We start from the raw sequence: 24,299 nt of genomic DNA on the forward strand, positions 1-24,299 counted from the left end.
AAAACCAAAGAAGGCTGTTCGGAGTTTGTAGAAAAACGCAAACCGGTATATCAACGATGAAATGAAGATTGGGGTCCATGTACGTGAAGATTAAAGATAAATCTCAACGGATTATTGATGCTGCTATTCTGGGCATTGCAGAATCAGGATTTCATAATTGTCAGATCTCGAAAATTGCCAGTTTAGCGGGGGTATCTGTTGGAACAATATATTTGTACTTTGAGAATAAGGAAAAAGTCATCATTCGAGTCGCTCAGGAACGTATTGAGTATTTTATCGAAAAAATGCGCCGGGAGATCTCTCAAGTAAAAACGACAGAAGAATGTTTACGGGTAATTGTCCGAACTCATTTTTCCTATATGGAACAAAATCGGTCTTGGGCAATTGTGGTTTATTTCGAGCTTAGGCAATTAAATCCTAAGTTACGTTTAATAATTAATAGTTTGATAGCGAATTACTTTAGTCTCGTTGAAGGCGTGATTAAGAGAGGCATAAAATGTGGAGAAGTTCCGAAAATAGACACACAAGTAGCCCGGCAAATGATTTTAGGTACCCTAGATAGAGCCACAGTCGATTGGTTAATAGCTCGCAGCCCTCGAACTCTTATGAGCGGGATTGAGCCGGTCTTAGCTTTGTTTAATGGTGCACTTGGTTTAAAAAAATGTAAGAACATAATTTAAAATTTATGCGGCTAAGAAATGAGGGATAGTTTATTCATTTTTGATAATACTTTCCCTTTTTTTAATGAAAAAGGTACCAGATAAAAGCTAAAAGTATTATCAAAATAAAAAGGTGGAATTTTCTCCATATTGGGTCTTTCGAAAGGAGGACAGATAGGCCATAGTTATTTAGATATTCATTCAACACAATTTAGAATCAATGATAAATGAGGAGGCGTTGATCATAAATTTCGCATTGACAGAGGAACAGAAAATGGTGCAAAAAATGGCCAAGGATTTTGCCGAAAACGAAATTGCACCATATATTGACCAGGATGAAGAAAACCATTATTGGCGCAGAGAAATTTTTGACAAAATGGCTGAATTTGGGTTTTTTGGGTTCTGTATTGATGAAGAGTATGGCGGTAACAGTATGGGGTGGCTAGAAGGAGCCCTGGTTATAGAACAGGTGTCCAAAGTTCATACCTCGTGGCGCATGGCCTTTAACATGCAGGATTGGGGAACTGCTTTGACCATTCAGAAATTTGGTGCCGAGGAACAGAAGAAGCACTACATTCCCAAATTTGTTAGCGGAGAATATGTGGGTAGTTTTGCCATGACGGAAGCTGATGTGGGGTCTGATGTGGCAGCCATGAAATGCCGGGCAGAAGACAAAGGAGATTATTACCTGCTAAATGGGCATAAAATGTGGATCACAAATGGTACCGTATGCGATCACGGTTTGCTCTATGTAAAGACAGATAAAGATGCAGGAGCCAAGGGGATTACCTGTTTCATCATGGATTATAGTCTACCTGGGATTGAACGCAATGCGATCAAGAATAAGGTGGGTTTGTGGGCTTCTGATACAGCCGAAATCGTGTTTGAAAACGTAAGAGTCCCTAAAGAATTGATTCTTGGCAATGTTGGTCAAGGTTTTAATATCTGTATGCAGCAGCTTAATGGAACCCGTTTAGGGTGCTCCGCAGGCTCGTTGGGTTTGTCCGGAGCTTGCCTGGAAGCTTCCATTCGTTATGCCAATGAGCGCAGCCAGTTTGGAAAACCCATCGGCAAATATCAACTAATTCAGCAGCAGATTGCTGAAATGAAGATGGAGCACGCCGCATTAGAGTACATGGTATATAAAGCGGCATGGTTGAAGGATCAGGGTCTGCCCAACCAGATGGAAACCTCCATGTCCAAATTATTCGGAGCTAAAGCGGCTGTACATGCCGCCAATGAATGCATGAAATTGCATGGCTCTTTTGGTTATTCGAACGAATATCCCTGCGGCAGGTTTTTGAGAGATTGTAAGCAGTTTGAAACCCTGGAGGGCACCTCAAACATGCATACACAAATCGTTGCCAATGCCGCACTGGGGTATTCTCCCAACCGGGTTTAAGAGGTATCGCTTAAGGAACAAAACGGGTTAGTATGGAAGCGAGTGTCCCAGGGACAGCACATCCTGTCTGGATTAAGAACAACAGTTGTATCTTATGTGATAAACCGAACAAGGGAAAAAGATGCGGAAATCCGGTATTTATTAAGTTTGAGGAAAGAACAAATGCTTTGCGGATCATGGCATGCAATTTGCGTATTAAATGATTATGGAAGAAGTACAAAACAAACTATTCGTGTCTATTTGAAATATGAAAGGGTGATGAGCGAAACTTAATTATTAACAAATTAAAGCAGCAAAAGGAGTGATGTAAGATTTTTAAGCTAACCGATGAACAAAAACTTTTAGTCGACACAACAAAAAAACTTATGAAGCGTGATATTCGTCCGGTTGTAGATGGTCTTAAGGCTAAAGGACAGTCCATGACTAAAGAAATCTGTCAGGAGTTGTTAAAAAAGACAATTCCCTTAGGGATAATGGGAAACGTCGTTAAAGAGGAATACGGCGGAGCCGGAATGGATTATTTGACCTATGGTCTAATGTATGAACAGATAGACAAGGCCATCAATTCAGTAATTATGATATCTACCGGGGTAACGAGAGCTATTGCCTCGTTGGGAACCGATGCGCAGCGTGAAAAGTGGCTGCCAGGTCTGTTAAATGCAGATCTTATCGGCTGCACCGCCATTACCGAACCCAATGTAGGATCCAATCCAGCCTTCATTGAAACCAGGGCGGTAGAGGATGGCGATTATTATGTAATAAATGGAAACAAGCTATTTATTACCAATGGTGCCATTGCGGATGTTGCAATCGTAGTAACTTCACTAGATCGGTCCAAAGGAGCCAAGGGGCTGGCCAGATTTATTGTTGACAAACGCGAGTCTCCTTTTGAGGCCCGTCATATAAAAACCATAGGTGGCGAGGAATTTCTTGGAGAACTCATATTTGAAGACTGTCGTGTACCCAAAGAAAACATTGTCAGTGCAGAGGGCTCTGGGTTGAAAGACCAACTGGCAGGTTTTCAGGTAGCCAGATGCTTTGTTGGCTTAACCGGCTTAAACCTGATGAACGAGGCTTATGAAATTGCGTGTCAATATGCCCGCGATAGAAAGCAGTTTGGCAAAACCATTGGCAGTTTTCAGTTAATTGCTGAAATGATTACGGATATGCTGGCTGATATAGAGACATCAAAACTGCTTCTTTATAAAGCTCTTAGCGTCATTGATGAAGGGCTACATGTTAATTCTTATTCTTCCATGGCGAAGTACTGGGCAACTGAAGCGGCGGTCCGGGTTACATCAAAGGCCATCCAGATTCACGGCGCCTATGGCCTATGCACCGAGTATCCATTAGAAGAACTGTTCCGGTTGGCGCGGATGCTCAGCATTCCTGATGGTACTACTGAGATTCAGAAACTCATAGTAGCCCGGGAGCAATTAGGAATAAGTGCATTAGTTTGAGGAGGGAAAATATGGAGATACCGATTAAAGAAGGTGTATTTGAGTATATAGGCGACGGTGACAAGATTCAGGTTATTGGCACACAATGTCCAACCTGCAGTGAAAAACAATTTCCCCCGGCAGAATTTTGCCCTAAATGCAGCACCGGAGGATTAAATAAAGTTATGTTAGGGAGAACCGGCATTATTACGTCCTTTGCTGTAGTCGATACCAAGAATCCATTTTGGAAAGGAGAAATTCCATACACAATCGTCAAAGTAGATCTGGATGGCGGTGGTAAATTGATGTCCCACCTGACTGGCTTTGACTCCAAAGATGTGCCAATAGGTGCGAAAGTTGAATTGGTAGCGCATAAGGCATTTACTGACATGGAAGGCAATGATTTAATAGCCCCTATGTATAAACTAATTTAATCGAAAAGGAGGTAGTAATGTGAGGAAAGTAGTGGTAGCCGGTGTGGGCATGCACCCTTGCGGCATCTGGCCGGACAAGGAACGAAGCGAAATAGCGTTGACCGCTATAATAAATGCTCTTGAGGATTCCCAAGTTCCTTTTAAGGACATTCAAAAAGTTTACTGCTCTCATGTCTTGGAAGGTGCTTCTATTGCCCAAATTATTTGTCAAAAAATCGGCCTTATCGGGGTTCCTATGATAAACATGGAGAATGCCTGTACAAGCGGTTCAACTGCAATGGGTGAAGCATACTTTGCGATAGCCACAGGCCAGTATGATGTAGCCCTGGTAATTGGAGTTGAACAAATGAGTAATATGGGAGTACTTGGCGGGGTTGCAGACACAAAGAGTTTGGATTCTCTTTTAGGAATGAATATTATGCCTGCACTGTACGCGATGAATGCTAATGAACATATGCATAAATACGGTACGACCAGAGAGCAATTAGCTTTGGTAGCGGTTAAGAACAAGAAAAATGGTACCATAAACCCCTATGCGCATATCCGCAAGGAATTTACGCTTGAAGAAGTTTTGGGATCCAGAAGGATTGTTGATCCGATTACTCTTTTAATGTGCTGCCCCAACAGCGATGGAGGAGCAGCGGCTATACTTTGTGCCGAAGATGTTCTAAGCAAATACAATTCAAAACCCAAAGTCTATATGGCTGGTACCGCTTTAAGAACCTATGCATATGGAGAGAACTCAAATGATTTAAACCGGCGTGCCGCTAAGGATGCTTACGAGATGGCCGGTGTGGATCCTAAAGATGTTGATGTAGCCGAGGTTCATGATGCCTTTACTATCGGTGAAATTATGCATTATGAGACTCTGGGATTCTGCCCTCTAGGAGAAGGTGGCCGTTTCCTTGAGGAGGGACATACACAGATTACCGGTGATATAGCGGTTAATCCGAGTGGTGGACTCCAGTCGAGAGGCCATCCGCTGGGCATGACCGGAGTTGCCCAGGCATGTGAGGTTGTTTGGCAGCTAAGACAGGAGGCCAAGGGCCGCCAGGTTAATAATCCTAAAGTTGGGCTTTGCCATACTCAGGGTGCTGGTGGAGTAGCTTGTGTAAACATATTTACCCTATAGTTGACAGGAGGTGTTTCTATGTCCGGTTATCAATCCTTGATTTATGAAGTCAAAGAAGGGATTGCTGTGGTAACTTTAAATCGGCCTGATGTCATGAATGCTCTGAACGAGGAATTATCAGCAGAACTAAGAAGTATTTTAATGGTTGTGGAACAGGATATCGAGGTAAGAGCTCTGATTCTAACCGGAGGAGCTAAATGCTTCTGTTCCGGAGCCGATATAAAAGAAAGTCTCTCAATGAAGGACGCTCCACCTATGATAAAGCAACAGCGCGTTGAACGTTCTCGCCCGTTGTTTGATGGAATCGCGAATTTATCAAAACCAACCATTGCTGCAATTAGCGGGGCTGCCATGGGAGCAGGCTGTGAAATGGCTCTGGCATGCGACTTCAGAATAGCGTCCGAAAACTTGAAAATCGCCCTTTCTGAAATAAAGATAGGGATAGTCCCGGCAGGCGGGGGGACTCAGAGGCTGCCTAGGTTAGTAGGTATAGCCAAGGCCAAAGAGATGATCTTACTGGGTAAAACCCTTAATGCCCAGGAGGCTCTCCAGATTGGATTGGTCAATATAGTCGTACCGGTGGAAGAATTAATGAAAGAAGCTCAGGCATTTGCTTCCCAATTTATTAATCTGGCTCCTTTGACCTTAAGCCTGGCCAAGAAGTTGATAAACAAGGGGATGGAGATGTCATTGAAGGATGCTATTGATTATGAAACACAGTGTGCGACCCTCCTTGGCACTACTGAGGATAGACTTGAAGGTATGAAGGCTTTTTCGGAGAAACGCAAACCGGTATTTAAAGGGAGATAGTCATCCACTAAGCAAATCATTGAAAGAGGAGATGTAATAATGGAAAACATTCTAAAAGGTAAAGTTGCTATTGTTACCGGCGGCGGACGTGGGGTCGGAGCCGGAATATGCAGTGTTTTTGCGCAGGAAGGTGCCAGTGTGGCGGTAGTGGATATTGATGGGAATACTGCTGAGGCAACTGCTAAGAAACTTACCGATGCTGGATACAAGGCCATTGCCATTAAGACCGATATTCTTGACCCGCAACAGGTTGAGAAAATGGCAGCAACTGTCAAGGACGCCTTTGGACCGGTGGATATTCTTATAAATAATGCCGGTTACGGGGTGCAAAAAAAGTTCAGTGACACTACTCCCGATGATTGGGCAAAGGATATTAATATCAATATATTTGGGGTTTTGAATTGTACCAAAGCGGTTCTCGGGGAAATGCTGGAAAGAAAATACGGAAAAATAGTCAACATAGTTTCCGACGCGGGCAGGGTTGGAGAACCAATGCTTCCGGTTTATTCTGCTGCCAAAGCAGGTGCCATTGGCTTTTGCCGGGCTTTGGCCAAGGACGTTGGAAAGAATAACATCAATGTAAACTGCGTTGCTCTGTCGGCTATTAAGACCGAGCTTATAGCCAGTATTTTAACTCCGGAAAAAGAAGAAAAAATGACAAAAGTATATCCCATGAGACGCCTGGGCCAGCCGGAAGATGTGGCTCATATGGTTGCCTTCCTTGCTTCAGATTTGACCGGCTATATAACCGGACAAGTTATTCCAATAAATGGCGGTTATGCTTTAGGTTTCTAATCAAGTCCAGATATAATTGTGATCGCGAGAAATGGCAGTCAGAAGTATTAAATCTGACCGTAAAGAGGAATTAATAAAGCTTGAGTGCCAGATGTTTTGAATAATCAAAACATCTGGCACTCAATAATCCATCATCGGTGCACGGTTCCAGGACATGCTCTTCATCGAAGATTTATTGTTAACATTGAGCGAAGAATTGATGAACTGATAAAAAATCATAGTAATCGTATCGCCAACGTATTGTCGATATTAAAAAGCGGAACGATGAGCGCTTACCAGGTGGCACAAAAAATGGACTGGAATTTGAATGCTTCTTGGGAGGAGTTTCCCCACCTGCAACAGGTATGCGCTACCGGTGAAGCCATTTCTCACCTAGAATATTTAGTGCATCAACACGAGGTGCAAGTGACAGAGCAAAAAGGGTGCCTCCTTTTCAGTTTGACTATGTAATGATGTTCCTTTTACTTTACCGAATCATAGACTACTTTAAGCCACCGATTCATATTTGTGGCTTTTTTTGCGTTTATGAACATCATAAATGACTATTTAACAATGCCGGATTAGCAAATCATATCAAGCGGAGGCCAACTTGTATAAAAAGGACAAAGTGAAGTATTCAGTTTAGACGACTCAAAACAAAGCTAGCTGAAATAGTGAATCATTAATGATCCGTTAGGCTCGAATGTGAACCCTATACATATGCAAATACAATTGTCTTCAATGTACATTTTCTCCCATAGAAGCATTATAGGCCCGTGTATGTTGATATCGTCAAAATAAAAAAGCTATTTTACTGTATTTTCATAATTGGCATACTATTTGCAAAAGTATGAAAATACATAGCGACGAAAACTAAAAAGAATATCGAGGTGAGAATATGTCTGCTGTCACATTTCAACAAGAAGGAAAAATCGGAATCATTAATATCAATCATCCTGCGACACTAAATAGCCTGTGTCAAGAGGTTAGATCAGGATTTGTAGAAATGTTCCGCTTTGCAGAAGCATCTGATGTCAGAGCTGTGATAATTAAGGGGAATCAACGCAGCTTTTCATCGGGAGGGAACTTACATGAGATTGGGGATTTAAAAGATCCCGTCGCTGGGGCCGAATATATTAACGAAGCCTCACAAGTAATCAGGATGGTGCATGACTCGCCAAAAGTAACCATTGCCATGGTTGAAGGGTATGCATTCGGTGCCGGACTGAGTCTGGCAACAGCTTGTGACCTAATTTATGCAGGTGATAAGGCGAAATTTGCTTCATCGTTTGTCAATGTGGGATTAGTGCCGGATTGTGGTGTCAGCTTTCTTCTAACCAGATTGGTAGGTCTGCAAAAAGCTAAGGAAATGGCATTTACCGGTAAAGTTGTTGACGCCGCAGAGGCATTGCAGATGGGATTGGTTTCGCAAGTATTCGCATCACACCGATTATTCGATGAAACCAGATCTATCGCCCGCAAGATTTCCATGGGACCGCCAAAAACCATTGGTATGACCAAAGCTATTTTAGAATCAGCCCTCAAAATGGGTTTGGATGCCACACTTACAATGGAGAGCAATGCGCAGGGGGTTTGCATGTTTGGTGATGAACATACAGAAGGAAGAACTGCATTCTTTGAAAAACGCAGCCCCATATATTGATCAACCTCAGTTAAAATACTCCAAAATTGATTTTAAAGGAGGAAAACCCCATGGTCAACTTTGATAAATTATTACCCGGCTGTCTGGACGGCGTTACAATTGTTGATTTTACCTGGGTGCTGGCAGGTCCGCATGCCACTAAGCTGTTGGCTGACATGGGAGCTTCGGTGATCAAGATTGAGCCGTTCAAAGTGGGGGCAAATGAACGGCATCTACTCTTAACAAAAACAGTTAATGACGTTAAGCACAGTTCATATTCTATCAATGTTAACCGTGGTAAAAAGAGTATTTGTTTGGATATGAAAAAAGCCCAGGGAAAGGAGATCGTTACCGAATTAATCAAAAAAGCAGATGTACTCGTTGAGAATTATTCTCCCGGCGTGATGGAGCGATTGGGTCTTGACTATGAATCAGTTAAGAAAATTAAAGAGGATATCATCTACTGCTCGATTTCTTGCTTTGGACATTGGGGGCCCTATAGCGATAGGCCTGGATACGATATAATCGCCCAGGCAGCGTCCGGTTTTACCGCCATGTATGAATTGCCCCAGGGTGCCCCTATGTCTATAGGAGATACTGTAGCTGGTACACATGCCGCTCTGGGTATTGTTGCCGCTCTTTTTGACAAAAAGGTACACGGGCGCGGGCAAAATATCGACATCTCAATGATGGATTGCCTTTTCTCCCTTCATGAAAATTCTGTTCCCTGGTACACGATCTCTCAAGCGGTTGGCGAAAAAATAGCTCCACCCCGCCTCGGACGTTATTATTTCAATTACGCTCCTTTCGGTGTTTTCCAGGGCAAGGACGGGAGGGTTAATATAGCTTGTTTGGAGGAACCGCGTTGGCCCAGGCTTGTTGCGACGATGGGTGAGAAATATGCATGGCTGATGGACGATCCCCGAACCAAAAATGTTTCCACTCGATGTCTGAATGCAACATGGCTTAACACGATTATTGATGAGTGGGTCATGTCTATGGACTCAGTAAATGAAGTGGAACGACTCCTTCAGGAGGCGGAAGTGGCCTGCCAGCGAGTTCTGGGAATTCCAGAATTAGTTGATACAGACCCTCATGTTAAAGCCCGTGAGATGATCATAGAAGTGGATCAGCCATTTTTAGGTCCTATGAAGATGTTTGGCAGCCCTATCAAGATGTCGAAAACACCCTCTTGTTTACGGGGATATGGACCGTTACTTGGAGAGCATAACGATGATCTGCTTTCCAAAGTCTTAGACCTCAACGAAGAGCAGATAACGGCTCTCTACAGCGATGAAGTACTTTATCATGAACCGGCTGTGGAACTCGATAATAAGGGCTAAGTATAACGAATCCGATTTACGAAAGGAGAATTGAAAATGTCAGAAAAAAATCAGATCCCCATTGATCCTGATCTTTTCGAATGGCCGACCAGCCAACCTGAGTTATTGGGGTCAAAATGCAGCGAATGCGGTAATGTCGCATTTCCGGTTGTAAATATGTGTCCCAAGTGCAGAAGCACTGCTATAGTGAGAACGGGTTTAAAGACTAAAGGAACTCTATGGACATGGACCTCCCAGATGTTTCGCCCAAAGAATCTTGTTGATAACCTAGATCCTGAATCATATAAGCCCTTCTATGTCGGATATGTTGAACTGGCCGATGAGGTGAGGGTGCAAACTCGTCTTTTGGTAGAGGATTCTTCTCAGTTAAAGATTGGCATGCCAATGGAACTGGAGATAATAAAGTTGCGCGAAGAATCCGACGGAACTGAAGTTATGACCTACGGTTTCAAACCGGCAGCTTGTTAAGAGGTTCATAGTCGAGAAGCTAAATTGCCAGGAGTAAGGGATGAAAAAGAGTTAGTTATCCAGTGTAAAGGAGGAATTGCTTTATGGAAGATATAGCCATTATTGGCATAGGGCTTCACCCTTTTGGAAGGTTTAAGGGCAAGTCTGCCTTGGAAATGGGTGTAGATGCAGTAAATGATGCATTAAAGGATGCAGGTGTTGCCTGGAAGGATCTTCAAGTTGCCTATGGCGGAAGTGGCCATGGAGGATACGCTGACAGTTTGAATTCTAAGTTTGGGTTCACGGGGTTGCCCTTCTACAATGTTTTCAACGGATGTGCCACAGCCGCCAGCGCATTAATCGGAGCTGCCACGGCCCTTAAATCAGGTGCTGCAGACTTAGCTTTAGCAGTGGGGTTTGATAAGCATCCAGTGGGAAGCTTTGAGATGGATCCTGAAGAGTGGGGTCTTAAAAAATGGTATGCAGAAAATGGATTTATGATTACCACCCAATATTTTGCCATGAAAATTCAACGCTATATGCATGATTACGGAATAACCAATGACAGCCTGGTGCGCGTGGCTATGAAAAACTATTACAATGCATCGCTCAATCCTAAAGCGTATCGCCGCACAGCCCTTGATTATGATACCATAGCGAATTCAACGATGTTGTCTGATCCTCTGCGTCAATATATGTTCTGCAGTCCAGATGAAGGAGCTGCTGCAGCAATATTGTGCAGAGCCAGTGATGCGAAGAAATACACGACCAGGCCAATTTATGTCAAGGCTTATGGCCTGAAGTCTCGGACATACGAATCATTTGAGGTAGTTAGTCCCTATAAAGCAATAAAAAATGTTCCCACGGTTGTTGAAGTAACTGCTCAGGCAGCTTATAAAATGGCCGGGATTGGTCCTGATGAAATTCAAATTGCTCAGGTTCAGGACACTGAGGCCGGGCATGAAATTATGCATATCGCAGAACTCGGTCTTTGTAAACATGGGGATCAGGAGAAATTAATAAGAGATGGTGAAACCCAGATTAATGGCCGCATTCCGGTAAATACGGATGGAGGACTTATTGGTAATGGTGAGCCTGTCGGTGCATCTGCCCTAAGGCAGATATATGAAGTCTGCCTGCAGATGCGCGGGGAAGCAGGCGCACACCAAGTGCCGAATCCACCCAAGACTGCGATAACCCAGGTTTACGGTATGCCGGGCGTTTCTGCCGTAACTATTCTGCAGAGGTAATTTCCCAATTTCATTTGGGTAGGTATAATGAGCATTTATGTTATATGTAATTGAGCAGGCGTCTCAAGGACTACGCTATCACATGAAATATGGAGGTTAACGGCAGGTATACGCATCCGCTGACCTCCATCTCGAATTGTGAAATTTTTCAGGAGATGATTCGATGGACGTTAAAGAATTATATAAATCAAAACTGATGAGTGTTGCAGATGCCGTTAAACTGGTGAAGTCCGGCGATCGTGTTGAAGCCCCGTTCGCCAATGGTACGCCGGTAGCTCTGATGAATGCTTTAAATGCCCGTACGGAGCTGCAGGATATAACGATTGTCGGCGGAGTTGAAATGTGGCCGCTGGACGTTTATAAGCCAGACCGTAACCCCAATTTTGATGTAACCAGCACCTTCCTGGGTCCAGCGACCCGGGCTCCGGTGAATTCTGGCGTTATGAACTATCTTCCCATACGTCTGGGGAAATGTCCTGAGGTTGTTCGCCGTCATTATCCAATAGATGTTGTAATGCGGGTAGTGTCCCCCATGGATGAACACGGATTTTTTAGCAGCGGAGTTCAAACCGACCATACTTATGCTATTTGCAAAATGCCTACCACGCGCCATATAATCGTTCAGGTAAATGAGAATATGCCCCGTACATGGGGTGACAATCAGTTACACATATCTGAAATAGCTGCAGTGGTGGAATATAACCAGCCTATGATGGAGCTTCCCAATATTCCATTGACTCCAGAAGACCGATTGATTGGAGAGGCAATAGCTGAAATGATTGAGGACGGTTCAACCATACAACTGGGGATTGGCGGAATTCCTAACGCCGTAGGCAGCTTCCTTAAGGACAAACACGACCTGGGAATCCATACCGAGATGTTTTCCGATGCCATGTTGGACTTGTACGAGATGGGAGTTATAACGGGTAAAAAGAAGACCCTGAAACCCGAAAAATGGGTGGGAACTTTCGTCCTGGGAAGCAACCGGCTCTACAAATTTGTCAACGACAATCCCATGACCGAGCTTCATTCCTGTGAGTTTACCAATAATCCTCGAATTATTAGTATGAATGACAAGATGATTTCCATCAATACGGCTATGGAAGTAAGCCTGACCGGGGAAGTTAACTCTGAAAGCCAGGGCTGTTATCAATACTCAGGCGCGGGTGGTTTTGCAGATTTTATAGATGGCTGCTGGCAATCCAAGGGTGGAAAATCGTTTATAGCTCTATATTCCACTTATAAGGACAAAGAGGGCAATCTTAAATCAAGGATAAACCCCTATATGACATATGGGGCACCAGTAAGCGCAGTCCGAGCCGATGTAGAATATGTAGTTACAGAATATGGTGTAGCCTGTATGCACGGAAAGAACATAAAACAGAGGGCGAAAAGCCTCATCTCTATAGCTCACCCTGATTTCCGTGATCAGCTAACTTTCGAGGCCCGGAAGGCAAGATTCATAGATTAAACACCAGTGATAGATGGAAAATATTTAGCTATTGTTTCATATCATCGATCATTTAGCAGGGAGAAATCGGACTAAGCAGACCACTTGCCTTTAGGAGTGGAAAAACATTTTAGAAAGAAAATAATTGCTTAGTATATGAGGAGATGATTCTGGATGGACGTTAAGGAACAATATAAATCAAAACTTATGCGCCCGGAGGATGCAGTTAAGCTTGTGAAGAAAGGTGACTGTGTTTCTACCCCTTTCGCCAACGGTCTGCCTGTAGCCCTAATGAATGCCTTAAATGCCAGACAGGACCTAGAGGATGTAACTCTATACAGTGGTACTGAACTTTTTCCCGTGGATGCATACCTGCCTGACCGTAACCCAAATTTGGATGTGCTCAGCGCTTTTGTGGGTCCTGCGACCCGGACCGCTGTTGCGAAAGGTAGGATAAGCCATGTTCCCATGCGTTTTGTTCAGATTCCTGAAATCATCCGCCGTCGTATAAAAATTGATATAGTAATGCGGGTGGTATCACCCATGGATGAACACGGTTTTTTCAGCAGCGGAACTAATGCCGACCATACTTTAGCCATTTGCAAAATGCCTACCACCCGCCATGTGATTGTACAGGTAAGCGAGACTATGCCCCGAACCTGGGGTGACAATCAACTGCATATATCCGAAGTGTCTGCAGTGGTGGAATCTACCCAGCCTTTGTTAGAGCTTCCTAAGATTCCGTTGACTCAAGAAGACCGTATTATTGGTGAGACAATTGCAGATATGATCGAAGACGGTTCAACCATACAATTGGGGATTGGTGCAATCCCTAACGCGGCAGGTAAATTTCTGAAAGATAAACGCGATCTGGGAGTCCATACTGAGATGTTTAACGATGCAATGCTGGATTTATACGAACAAGGAGCTGTAACATGCCGCAAGAAGACCCTGAAACCAGGAAAATGGGTGGCAACTTTCGCTCTGGGAACCAACAGATTATACAAATTTATCAATGACAACCCACTGACCGAGATTGTTTCCTGTGAATTCACTAATGATCCAGCAGTGATTGGGATGAATGATAATATGGTTTCCATTAATACGGCTCTAGAGGCAGACTTGACCGGACAGGTCAATGCCGAAAGTATAGGCCCGGTACAGTACTCAGGACCGGGGGGATTTCTAGATTTTATTGAGGGCTGCTGGCGTTCAAAAGGCGGTAAATCTTTTGTAGCTCTTTATTCCACCTACCAGGATAAGGATAGAAAAACAAGATCCCGGATCGTGAATAGTTTTAAGCCAGGGACAATTGTATCAGGGAACCGTTGTGAGATCGACTATTTAGTGACAGAATATGGAGTGGCCTTAATGAAGGGAATGAGCGTAAAACAGAGGGCTAAAAACCTTATCGCTATAGCTCATCCTGATTTTCGCGATGAGTTGATCTTTTATGCCCGGCAGCAAAGATTTATTGACTAAAGCTCAATAAAATATTGTGAATGAGCAAAAGTTGTGATAATGTGACAAAATTGTTCGAAAAAGCTCAATATTAATTAAAGGAGGCCGCAAATATCATGGCTTTTAATATACAATTCGATGAGGACCAACTCGCGATTCAAAAAATGCTGCGAAAATTTGTGGAAAATGAAATCATTCCTGTTCGGGCTTATTATGATGAGACTGAGGAGTATCCATGGCCGGTAGTTAAGAAAATGCGGGATCTTGGCCTTAATTGCATTATTGCTCCGGAAAAGTACAATAGCTTTTACTATGACGCAGTTACCTGCGGCATAATCGCGGAAGAACTTTGCCGGGGCTGTTGTGGAATAGCATTGTGTGTTCTGGACAATTGTCTGCCTGCTAAACCTGTTATATTCGCGGGCACCGAGGAACAAAAGGATTGGTGGTTTACCAGATGCTGCCAAGAGAACAAGATTGCCTCCTTCGCGATGACTGAACCTGGTGCTGGTTCGGATGTTGCCAACATTACCACCACAGCAAGGAAGGATGGCGACTACTACATCATAAATGGAACGAAGTGCTTTATTTCAAATGCCAATGTTTGCAGCCAGTTTCTGGTGCTTGCCAATGTAGATCGGAGTAAGGGCCATAGAGGATTAACCTTTTTTATAGTTGATCGTGATACGGAAGGTATAACTGTTGGCAAGCATGAAAAGAAAATGGGTATTAGGTGTAATGATACAGCAGAAGTTGTTTTTGACAACGTACGGGTTCATAAAAAGTGGCTTTTGGGCCAAGAGGGGCAGGGCTTTTTGTTATCCATGAAAACTTTTGAGGTTTCCCGCCCGCTAACGGGTGCGGTAAGTGTGGGTTTGGCCCAAGGTGCTTATGAAGTTGCCAGAGACTACGCCAAAGAGAGGGCGACTTTCGGTAAACCAATCGCTTCTCACCAAGCCATTCAGTTTATGTTGGCCGATATGGCAATGAAGATTGAAGCAGCAAGGTTGCTTTGTCAAAAGGCCTGCTGGATGGCGGACCAAGGAAACCCTAACCCCATGCAAGCATCTTTTGCTAAGTTATTCAGTTCTGATATGTGTGTGGACGTTACATCCAAAGCAGTACAAATACTGGGAGGGTTTGGTTATTCCAGGGAATTCCCAGTAGAAAAAATGATGCGTGACGCTAAGGTGATGCAAATCTTCGAAGGGACCTCTGAAATACAGCGCATGATTATTGCTGGCGAGCTGCTTCGTTAATACGATAGTTGTTCAGTTGTTCTTCATAGGTAAGTATTAACAATAAGTGGTGGCATGAGATCTTTGTCAGTAAGCAGCAAGAGTATTTCGATAATAGTTTTTTAAATCTCAGGAGGTAGAAGGTATGTCATTTAATATGGGATTAAACGAGGATCAGATTGCGATACAGAAGATGCTCCGTAAATTCGTGGAAAATGAAATTATACCAGTTCGTGCATATTACGATGAGAAAGAAGAGTTCCCTTGGCCGATCGTTAAGAAACTGCAGGATCTGGGGCTCAATTGCGTTATTGCCCCGGAGAAATATAATGGTTTTTATTACGACACATTAACCTGTTCCATCATCGCGGAGGAACTATGCCGGGGTTGTGTAGGTATAGCCCTGGGTGTTTTGAACAACTGCCTGGCTGCCAAGCCGGTTATGATTGCAGGCACTGAAGAACAACAGGATTGGTGGTTTACCAAGGCCATCCAGGAGGGTGCAATAGGGGCCTTCGCGATGACCGAACCAGGGGCAGGTTCCGATGTGGCCGGCATTACCACCACGGCCAAAAAGGATGGAGACTATTATATTCTTAATGGAGCCAAGTGTTTTATTACCAACGCAGGTGTTGCCAGCCAGATGGTAGTACTTACTACTCTGGATCGGAGCAAGGGCGCAAAAGGGATGGCTTTTTTTATACTGGACCCCAGTGAAGTGGAGGGGCTAACTATCGGCAAACATGAGAAGAAAATGGGCATTAGGGCTTCTGATACGGTGGAAGTCATTTTTGACAATGTTCGAGTTCATAAAAAGTGGCTTATTGGTAAAGAGGGAGAGGGCTTCAAAATAGCTATGAAAACCTTTGAGGTCTCCCGCTCGTTAGTTGGTCCTTTGGCCGTAGGGCTGGCCCAGGGTGCATATGAGTTCGCCAGAGATTACGCCAAACAAAGAGAAACTTTCGGCAGACCTATCGCACAACACCAGGCCGTTCAGTTCATACTGGCCGACATGGCTATGAATATTGAAGCAGCCAGATTGCTCTGCCAAAAAGCCTGCTGGCTGGTAGATCAGGGACAGCCCAGCGCTAAAGCGGCATCATTTGCCAAGTTGTTCGCTACTGATATGTGTATGCAAGTGACCACCAATGCTGTGCAGCTTCTGGGGGGATTTGGTTATTCCAGGGAATACCCGGTGGAGAAAATGATGCGTGACGCCAAGGCGTTGCAAATTTTCGAAGGGACATCTCAAATTCAGCACTTAATAATTGCCAACGAAATACTTAGTCAATAAATCATGTATAAAATCTAAATTGAACTGATCTACTAAGGCAACTATAATAGGTCATGTTTTACCATCAGACGGTAGAGAGTACTTTTTGAAAGATTCAGTAGACTAGCGGCCTTTTTGCGATTACCGTCACACTTCTCTAAAACTGAAATCAACTGTTCCTTTTCGGTTTCTTCTAATCTTGTTTTGAGCATCTGACTATCACAGGATTTTTTCGAAATACTATGCAAATTGTGAAGGTACTGAAAAGCATCCATATCCAACATAGAGCCTAAACTGAAATTCATGGCTGATTCCAAGACATTCTTTAACTCACGAATGTTACCGGGCCAATCATAGTCAACCAGTAATTTTTGTGCTTTAGAAGTTATCCCTACTATAGATAGATTTAGGTTCTTATTTAGTTCCAGAACAAAATAATTAGCTAATTTAAGAATGTCTTGTTTTCTTTCCCGTAGTGGGGGGGCGTGAAGATTGATCACATTTATACGATAGTAAAGATCTTCTCTAAAAGTTCCTTTCTCGACTAAAGCGGGCAAATTCTTATTTGTAGCAGTTATGACTCGCACATCAACAGGAATAGTCTTCTCACTGCCAAGGCGTTCGATTACTTTTTCCTGTAATACTCTTAATAATTTTGCCTGCATTATCAATGGCATATCGCCGATTTCATCCAGGAAAATAGTGCCTTGATTGGCTAGCTCAAATTTCCCCATCTTGCCCGCTTTCCTTGCTCCAGTAAAAGCGCCTTCCTCATAGCCAAACAGTTCAGATTCTAAGAGATTTTCTGGTATAGCGGCACAGTTGACTTTAACGAAGGGATGAGAAGAACGGTCGCCGTGGAAATGTATCGCCTGAGCGAACAACTCTTTGCCAGTGCCACTTTCACCGGTTATTAAAACCGTTGACGGGGATTGACTGACCTTCAAGATCCTTTTTTTAAGTTCGATCATGATCGGAGTATTGCCAATTATGTTTTCGATGCCGAGCAAAGCTTTATTTGATTTGTTGAATTCATCTTTATACGAATTGAGTTCCATTATAGTTTGGGATACGTTTAACATAATGTCTTTCATTTGAAATCCGGAAAGTATATCCACCCAGTTTTCGTTGAGTATTCTGCCTACATCTTTAGCATCAATACTTATGTACCGACAAAATACACCGACGAATTTTTCATCACGGTATACTGGACTCTTTGAAGCAATAAAACTCGTTCTATCTATTTTCACATATTTCAAAGGTTCATAGGTTTGAGTTTTAATAACACGATCAATATTTTCTACATCGAATTTTAGGTTTTTAAACTTGTGGTCTATACTGTGGCCAACTATTTCCTCTCTGGTAAGATTGTTGTATTTAACCACGGATTCATTGATGTATCTGATAATTCGATTTTCATCAATATAAAAAACACCTTCATAGGGGTTGTTTATAAACAAATGCAATATTTTGTTTTCGGGCAAATCAAAGTTGTTCTGCTCGTTTTTCAACTTTTTTCTCCTTATCTTTATTTACGATTAACACATTAAAAAAACAGAATCTTCTTAATATATTATACCAAAATAAGACTCTGCGTGGTATCCACTGATGGAAAAATTCGTTTTCGCTGAAAGCATGGCTATTGTTTGTTACTTTAGGCCCTTGCACGAATTATATTACCTGAATATCGAAGTTACTTAAGCCTGGCGAATACCACGAATCACAAATGAACCATTGGGCTCGAAAATGATCTCACTTCTGGCCTTTTCCCGCCTGATAGGGATTAATAAAGAGCGCTTTCACAGGCATTCACGTAGTTGGCATAACAATTGCAGAATATTCAGTTCTAGTAATAATTAGTTTGAAAACAGAATTGAAGGGAGAGTTAATAATGAACGTCACCAAAGCGTTGCACTCGCGCTATACCTGCCGCGCGTACAAACAACTTCCAGTAGACAAGGAAATTCTGTTTAGCATTTTGGAGGCTGCCAATCAGTCCTCATCCTGGGGGAACACACAACCTTGGGAAATATTCGTTGCCAGCGGAGCAGCCATTGATAGGCTGCGGGCGTCCTGTGCAGAAAGTTTTTCCAAGGGTGTTCAGCCCATTCCCGAGTTAGGTATGGTTGAAAATTGGCCGCTAGCATTAAAGACTCGTTATCAGGAAGTAGTTAAAGTAAGGCTTGCCAATGCTGGCATTGCCCGTGAAGACCGTAAGGGACGTTTTCTACAGGCAGCGCAGGGTTTCGGTTTCTTTGGTGCTCCGGCAGTGATCTTTTTGTGCAGAGATCGCTCTCTGACCCAATGGTCTTTATTCGATCTGGGCCTTGTTGCTCAGGGTATAATGCTGTCGGCTGAGCAGATGGCGCTGAACACTGCTATAGCAGTGCAATGTGTATCATATCCAGAATTGATTCGCGCAGAGTTAAACATCCCTGAAGATTTAGAGATTATTATAGGCATCGCCATTGGATATGGTGACCCCGATCATTTAGAGAATCGGATCCGGATCGACCGCCGGGCTATAAAGGATGTAGTTCGATATAAAAATGTGTGAGTAATTAGGTTGTTCGACCTCCATAATGAATATTGAAACTCCTTGCAAAGTGTTGAAAAATATTTAACGACGAAAGGGGTTAGAGAAATGGAGAACTACAAAGGTAAAGTTGCTGTAATTACGGGTGGAGCAAATGGTATTGGATTTGGAATCGCCTTAGCACTGGCCAAGAAAGGCTGCAATATCGTGATAACCGATATAAATGTGAAGGCAGGCAAGATAGCTGAAAGCAAGTTGAATGCCGAAGGCATTAAGGCCTTGTTCATTGAGCACGACGTATCGAATGAAAACAGTTGGGATACCGCCATTGAGACGATTAAAAAAAAGTTTAGCGAAGTTAATTACTTGTTTAACAATGCCGGAATCATGCTCAGGGCCACTCCTCTTGCTCAACTGACAGTTAGTGACTGGAGATGGATAATGGACGTTAATGTGTGGGGAGCGTTGTTTGGGCTGCAGAAATTCACTGAACTTATGGAGGGACAAGCAGTTCAAGGGCAGATCATTACGACTGCTTCAACGGCTGGTCTAGCACCTTTTTCAAACTGGGCAGCATATTCGGTAAGTAAAACTGCCGTCATCCGTTTGGTCGAAAGTTATCAAGCGGAGGCCAACCTGCTTAAAAAGGACAAAGTGAAATATTCAGTTGTGATGCCGGCAGTAGTCGAAACCAATATTTCAAATTGCGAAGTGAATCGCCCATCAGAATATGCCAACTCTGACACTCCTGCTGAAGAAATCCCACCTTCTAAAGCTGGAACTCCAGAAGGGGATGCAATGGGAAAAATCACAGTAGAGTTGGCAGTTGAAAGGATACTGAAGCAGATTGATTATGGAAATACGTATATTTATACTCACCGTAATTTGACCGCCAGCGTGATTATTGAGGAAACTAATGCAGTTCTCCTGAACAAAGCACCTGTTGATCAACTAGTACTGGATTATACTTATTACGCAAAAAAATTGAAACGGTAACATTTATCCGTCTGGCCAACCATTATCCGAACAGACGGATAATGGTTGGCCAGATATCATTAGGAAAAATAATTGCTTCTGGTTTCTAGCTGTTAATTCTGAAGTACGCTTTGCACTCTCACCGGACATGGGAGGGACTACTCGCCTTGCAAAATTGGTAAGAACAAGGCGTAATGTTTAAGCGTAATAATGCATACTTTAGCCTTGAATGCTCTCAAGAAACCAATAGATTTTGGATAAGACCTAACAAGATTTCCTAAGGCAAGAGAATGCCAACAATTCATCACGGTGACTTGACAGCTGACCTTATCAACCCTATACTAATTATACTATACTAATTATACTTATTTATATTAAAGGTAATTTGAATCCATTATTTGTCTTGTGGCTTTTCCGCTCAAGGTATGGACGGTAAATAACAGGGCCAAGAAAACGTTTCAAAACGCAGAGAGAAGAAGGAGAGGGATTCCTTTAATATGAATGATCATTCATTCATATTAAAGGTTATATAAATACGTTCTGAATCTTCTCTGAATATTAGCGAATAAACTTAGAAAGGGGTCGATAAAACAAGATGATGCAGAATATGCCCAACTTGTTCATTAAGGTTAATTAAATGGTGTTATTTGCTTTGATCATGCAAGGAACTAATTTGATTGAAAGAAAGAGGAGGGTCAAACTTGAGCGAATGGAAAAAGACCGGATGCGTACTTTGTGGTCAAAATTGTGGTCTCGAGGCACAGGTGGAGAACAATCGAATTGTTAAGGTCAGACCAGACAAAGAAAATCCCCGCAGTCAGGGATATGCCTGTCGGAAAGGGCTCAATATTGCTTATTATCAGCATCACAACGACCGGCTTACACACCCGTTAAAAAAAGTGGGGGACGGTTTCGTGCGCATTTCCTGGGAACAGGCGCTCACTGAGATAGCGGAGAAACTTCGCTCCATTGTCAATGAGCACGGGCCTCGCTCGTTGGCCTTTATGGGGCTGGGCGGTTTGGGAGGACATTCTGAAGCGGTATTCGGACTTCGTCTTTTGCGTTCTCTGGGCTCTAAATATTACTATAATGCCTTGGCTGGTGAACTTACCGGAATGTTCTGGGGCTATGGACGGACTATCGGGAGACAATACAATTTTACCATCCCTGATCACGACCGGACCGATATGCTTCTGGCTATTGGTTGGAATGGTATGATGAGCCATCAAATGCCTCAGGCCAGACGGTTTCTTGATCAGATGTCCAAAGAGCCCGACAAACTTCTGGTGGTCATAGATCCGCGACGTTCGGAGACGGCTACAAAAGCGGATATTCATTTGGCTTTGCGTCCGGGTACCGATGCACTGCTAACTCGAGCTCTGATTGCTATTATCCTACAAGAAGGGTGGCAAAACCAGGAGTATATTGACGAGCATGTCAGTCAATTTGAGCAGATCAGCCCCTGGTTTAAGGGTTTTGATGCTCTTGAGGCCTGTCGGGTATGTGAACTGGACTACAATCAAGTCAAAGAAGTGGCTAGGCTTTTTGCCACTCGCAAATCGTCGCTCCATGCAGACCTCGGGGTATTGATGGGCAGGCATAGCACGGTAACTACTTATTTAGAAATTATTCTGCTCGCCATCTGTGGTCGGCTTTTTGTACCGGGAGGGAATGTTGTTCCTGGCTATTTAATGACTATGGGAGCACATACAGATGATCGAAACCCCAAAAACTGGCGAACGATGAAGACTGGATTTCCTGCTCTTCTCGGTATGCATCCGCCTAACGTTATGCCAGAAGAAATTAACAATGATCATACGGAACGGCTGCGGGCAGTGATCGTCTCTTCCAGTAACCCCATTCGTTCTTTTGCAGATACAACAGCCTATGAACAAGCCTTCTCAAAGCTGGATCTATTGGTCACGGTTGATATTGCTATGACTGAGACAGCCAAGATGTCGGATTACGTTCTCCCGGATTGCTCCGCCTACGAGCGTTGGGATACTACTTACTTTCAGCTGAATTATCCTGAGATTTACTGCCAGATGCGCAGGCCCATCGTGGAACCAGAGGGTGAACCCCTTGAGGGGAGTGAGATCTTTACTCGTCTGGCTGACAAACTTGGTTTGATTCCGGACATCCCGGAATCACTCTATGTCGCAGCGGCTAAATCCAGGCTGGAATATGGTCAGGCATTATACGCATATATGAAATCCGACTCCAAGGCAATGGCGGCGATGCCTTTTGTTGTGGCGAAAACCCTAGGCAAAGAAATGGGCTCAGTTAATGCAGCCTGGATGTGGGCATTGCTGCAGACCGTTCCCAAGAGTTTTAAGGAAAATGCAGCCCGGGTCGGCTTCAAACCAGGTCTTACAATGGGTGATGACATCTTCCTGGCCATCATCGATCACCCTGAAGGGTTGTGGATCGGTAAAGTAGACCCGGACAACAACTTTACAAACATAAAAACCGATGATAATCGCATCAACTTATATATTCCGGAAGTTGCGGAATGGGTTAAAGGCATAACCCCAGAGTCTGAAGAAGAGCAATTACAGTCGGATGGGAAGTATCCGTTTGTTCTCTTAGCCGGAAGGCACACGGACATCAATGCCAATACCCTAATGCGCAATCCCGACTGGAACCGTGGGCGACGAGCTTGCGCCCTTGCCATGAATCCAGAAGACGCCGAGCGGTTAGGCCTAAGTGATCAACAAATTGTCCGGGTCACTACTGAGGCAGGGGTGGTGAACATCGAACTGGAAACCACAGTGGAAACTCGCCCCGGAATGGTGATCATTCCCCACGGTTTTGGTTTGGAATACAACGGGGAGACATATGGGGTCGGTGTCAATCGCTTGACCAAAAACACTCACCGTGACAGCATCGCTGGTACTCCCTTACATCGTTATGTAAGGTGTAAGGTGGAAGCGGCTAGCGGATGCTAAAAAGATGTACCGCAAGTCTAGTTATTAAATGAAGCCCGAGAATAATGTTAGTTTAATCTAATATAGGGGGGAAGCAATATGAAAACCAGAATAACGGAGCTGCTTGGAATCGAACATCCCATCATTGCCGGAGGAATGCAGTGGATCTCCCGGGCGGAAATTGCCGCCGCCATATCGAACGCCGGAGCCCTGGGGACCATCACTGCGGCGACCCATACTACCAAGGAAGAACTGATTACCGAGATCAGGAAAACCAGGGATCTTACAGACAGACCCTTTGGAGTAAATATATCTATGCTCCCTGAAACCACCCCCGGTGATATGACCTCAAAGTTCATGGAAGCAATAATAGAGGAGAAGGTTCCTGTGGTGGAAACCTCGGGTAGAAGCCCCGAGGCATACGTTCCTGCCCTGAAAAAAGCGGGGATTAAAATAATTCACAAGGTCCCGTCAATCAGGTTTGCCCTGAAAGCCGAGAGGGTAGGCGTTGACGCCGTGACCATCGTCGGCTTTGAGTGTGGAGGGCACCCGGGTATTGACGATGTGACAACCTTTGTAATGATTCCGAAAGCCGCCAGACTTCTGTCCATACCGGTCCTGGCCGGCGGTGGAGTAGCCGATGCTCGAGGACTTCTGGCCGCCCTAGCCATGGGGGCAGAAGGGGTGGTGATGGGCACCCGGTTTGTGGCTACCAAAGAGTGCGTAGCCCATCCAAATTATAAAGAATGGATGGTCAACGCCTCTGAGACCGACACCATGATTATCCTGCGGTCCTTAAGGAACCCCTTGCGGGCCATCAAAAACAAGGCGGCATTAAAAGTGCTGGAGATGGAAAACCGTGGTGCCAAGCTGGAGGAACTGCTGACTGTTGTGGGCGGAGGAATCGGCAGGAAGGCCCTTATCGAGGGTGACATGGAAAACAGCACCTTTGCGCTGGGGCAGTGCATCGGGAATATCGAGGACGTTTTACCGGTACGGGTAGTGATAGAGGAAATGGTAGAGGGGGCCGCAAAGGGTATGGAAAGGATGAAGTCCATTTTCAGTTGAGCTGAAGATAGCGGATCAATTTCATAACAAGCATAGATT

At 44.0% G+C, this 24,299-nt stretch carries 21 protein-coding genes; 20 read left to right on the plus strand and 1 reads right to left on the minus strand.

The genetic code is table 11. The annotated features are described in order from the left end of the window. Positions 1-77: 77 nt before the first annotated feature. From DESOR_RS14380 to DESOR_RS14455, 16 genes are all read left to right on the plus strand, one after another. The gene (locus DESOR_RS14380) at positions 78-680 is read left to right on the plus strand and encodes a TetR/AcrR family transcriptional regulator C-terminal domain-containing protein (RefSeq protein ID WP_014185315.1); all 603 of its coding nucleotides are present in this window, start codon (positions 78-80) and stop codon (positions 678-680) included. Between the two features lie 235 nt (positions 681-915). Next, the gene (locus DESOR_RS14385) at positions 916-2,061 is read left to right on the plus strand and encodes an acyl-CoA dehydrogenase family protein (RefSeq protein ID WP_242832324.1); all 1,146 of its coding nucleotides are present in this window, start codon (positions 916-918) and stop codon (positions 2,059-2,061) included. A gap of 311 nt (positions 2,062-2,372) precedes the next feature. After that, the gene (locus DESOR_RS14390; RefSeq protein ID WP_282434419.1) at positions 2,373-3,521 is read left to right on the plus strand and encodes an acyl-CoA dehydrogenase family protein; all 1,149 of its coding nucleotides are present in this window, start codon (positions 2,373-2,375) and stop codon (positions 3,519-3,521) included. An 11-nt stretch (positions 3,522-3,532) separates the two neighbouring features. Continuing rightward, complete coding sequence (locus tag DESOR_RS14395; RefSeq protein WP_014185318.1) at positions 3,533-3,934, plus strand: Zn-ribbon domain-containing OB-fold protein; 402 nt, start codon at positions 3,533-3,535, stop codon at positions 3,932-3,934. A gap of 19 nt (positions 3,935-3,953) precedes the next feature. Beyond that, entirely contained in the window at positions 3,954-5,066 is a 1,113-nt protein-coding gene (locus DESOR_RS14400; protein ID WP_014185319.1) for a thiolase family protein, read from the plus strand. Between the two features lie 18 nt (positions 5,067-5,084). After that, complete coding sequence (locus tag DESOR_RS14405) at positions 5,085-5,876, plus strand: enoyl-CoA hydratase/isomerase family protein (RefSeq protein WP_014185320.1); 792 nt, start codon at positions 5,085-5,087, stop codon at positions 5,874-5,876. Between the two features lie 39 nt (positions 5,877-5,915). Next, positions 5,916-6,671 (plus strand): SDR family NAD(P)-dependent oxidoreductase, encoded by a 756-nt coding sequence (locus DESOR_RS14410; protein WP_014185321.1) that lies wholly within the window; start codon positions 5,916-5,918, stop codon positions 6,669-6,671. Between the two features lie 96 nt (positions 6,672-6,767). Continuing rightward, positions 6,768-7,121 carry a hypothetical protein gene (locus DESOR_RS29400; protein WP_158309040.1) on the plus strand — a complete coding sequence of 118 codons (354 nt, stop codon included), beginning with the start codon at positions 6,768-6,770 and terminating at the stop codon, positions 7,119-7,121. A 427-nt stretch (positions 7,122-7,548) separates the two neighbouring features. Next, positions 7,549-8,313 carry an enoyl-CoA hydratase/isomerase family protein gene (locus DESOR_RS14420; protein ID WP_014185322.1) on the plus strand — a complete coding sequence of 255 codons (765 nt, stop codon included), beginning with the start codon at positions 7,549-7,551 and terminating at the stop codon, positions 8,311-8,313. A 50-nt stretch (positions 8,314-8,363) separates the two neighbouring features. Beyond that, the gene (locus DESOR_RS14425) at positions 8,364-9,635 is read left to right on the plus strand and encodes a CaiB/BaiF CoA transferase family protein (protein ID WP_014185323.1); all 1,272 of its coding nucleotides are present in this window, start codon (positions 8,364-8,366) and stop codon (positions 9,633-9,635) included. 36 nt (positions 9,636-9,671) lie between these two features. Continuing rightward, complete coding sequence (locus DESOR_RS14430; RefSeq protein WP_014185324.1) at positions 9,672-10,103, plus strand: Zn-ribbon domain-containing OB-fold protein; 432 nt, start codon at positions 9,672-9,674, stop codon at positions 10,101-10,103. Positions 10,104-10,186: 83 nt separating this feature from the next. Beyond that, on the plus strand, positions 10,187-11,332 hold the full coding sequence (locus DESOR_RS14435) for a thiolase family protein (protein ID WP_014185325.1): 1,146 nt from the start codon (positions 10,187-10,189) through the stop codon (positions 11,330-11,332). A 163-nt stretch (positions 11,333-11,495) separates the two neighbouring features. Then, positions 11,496-12,803 carry an acetyl-CoA hydrolase/transferase family protein gene (locus DESOR_RS14440; RefSeq protein WP_014185326.1) on the plus strand — a complete coding sequence of 436 codons (1,308 nt, stop codon included), beginning with the start codon at positions 11,496-11,498 and terminating at the stop codon, positions 12,801-12,803. 153 nt (positions 12,804-12,956) lie between these two features. Then, on the plus strand, positions 12,957-14,264 hold the full coding sequence (locus DESOR_RS14445; protein WP_014185327.1) for an acetyl-CoA hydrolase/transferase family protein: 1,308 nt from the start codon (positions 12,957-12,959) through the stop codon (positions 14,262-14,264). 95 nt (positions 14,265-14,359) lie between these two features. Beyond that, a complete protein-coding gene (locus DESOR_RS14450) occupies positions 14,360-15,502 on the plus strand; it encodes an acyl-CoA dehydrogenase family protein (RefSeq protein WP_014185328.1) in 1,143 nt (380 codons plus the stop codon). A 124-nt stretch (positions 15,503-15,626) separates the two neighbouring features. Next, positions 15,627-16,775 carry an acyl-CoA dehydrogenase family protein gene (locus tag DESOR_RS14455; RefSeq protein ID WP_014185329.1) on the plus strand — a complete coding sequence of 383 codons (1,149 nt, stop codon included), beginning with the start codon at positions 15,627-15,629 and terminating at the stop codon, positions 16,773-16,775. Positions 16,776-16,816: 41 nt separating this feature from the next. Here the strand turns inward: DESOR_RS14455 and DESOR_RS14460 are convergent, their stop codons facing one another. Next, the gene (locus DESOR_RS14460) at positions 16,817-18,265 is read right to left on the minus strand and encodes a sigma-54 interaction domain-containing protein (protein WP_014185330.1); all 1,449 of its coding nucleotides are present in this window, start codon (positions 18,263-18,265) and stop codon (positions 16,817-16,819) included. A 380-nt stretch (positions 18,266-18,645) separates the two neighbouring features. Between DESOR_RS14460 and DESOR_RS14465 the strand changes: the two genes are divergently transcribed. From DESOR_RS14465 to DESOR_RS14480, 4 genes are all read left to right on the plus strand, one after another. Beyond that, a complete protein-coding gene (locus DESOR_RS14465) occupies positions 18,646-19,311 on the plus strand; it encodes a nitroreductase family protein (protein WP_014185331.1) in 666 nt (221 codons plus the stop codon). Positions 19,312-19,398: 87 nt separating this feature from the next. Beyond that, positions 19,399-20,286: an SDR family NAD(P)-dependent oxidoreductase gene (locus DESOR_RS14470; protein ID WP_014185332.1), complete on the plus strand. Its 888-nt coding sequence runs from the start codon at positions 19,399-19,401 to the stop codon at positions 20,284-20,286. Positions 20,287-20,966: 680 nt separating this feature from the next. Further along, complete coding sequence (locus DESOR_RS14475; RefSeq protein ID WP_014185333.1) at positions 20,967-23,213, plus strand: molybdopterin-containing oxidoreductase family protein; 2,247 nt, start codon at positions 20,967-20,969, stop codon at positions 23,211-23,213. Between the two features lie 78 nt (positions 23,214-23,291). Continuing rightward, entirely contained in the window at positions 23,292-24,260 is a 969-nt protein-coding gene (locus tag DESOR_RS14480; protein WP_014185334.1) for an NAD(P)H-dependent flavin oxidoreductase, read from the plus strand. Positions 24,261-24,299: the final 39 nt, after the last annotated feature.

The organism is Desulfosporosinus orientis DSM 765 (assembly GCF_000235605.1).
Lineage (GTDB): Bacteria > Bacillota > Desulfitobacteriia > Desulfitobacteriales > Desulfitobacteriaceae > Desulfosporosinus > Desulfosporosinus orientis.